A 330-nucleotide genomic window follows, 5' to 3' on the forward strand; every position below is an offset into this window, starting at 1 on the left:
CGGTGGTAGCCGATCGAGGTGTTACGGAGTGTGGCGAAGACGGCGGGGCCGTTGCCGGTCCGGGCTTGGTGGGCGTCTTCACGTAGCGTCACGTCTCTGATGTAGTGCACGTGGTTCTCGATGTGCCATTCCGCGCGTGCCCATGAGCTGAGGTCGGCGGGTTGGGCCTGTCCGGCGGGCAGGGACACGGTCAGGTACGCCATCTCCCGGGTGGTCTTTCTTTGATCGTGCGGGTCCGGGTGATCCGTACCGCTTGCTGCGCGTGAGGGAAACCCAGTCCGCCGGGGAGGGTCACGGTGACGGCTTTGACGGTGCGGGTCTCGGTACGGC

The 330-nt window shown here is 66.4% G+C and carries 1 pseudogene; it reads right to left on the reverse strand.

The window, feature by feature from the left end:
* Positions 1 to 203: pseudogene (locus AC2CHE_RS27015) on the reverse strand (ISAs1 family transposase); the annotation flags it as partial.
* Between the last annotated feature and the right edge of the window lie 127 nt (positions 204 to 330).

This window comes from Micromonospora sp. ATLC16 (assembly GCF_057196645.1).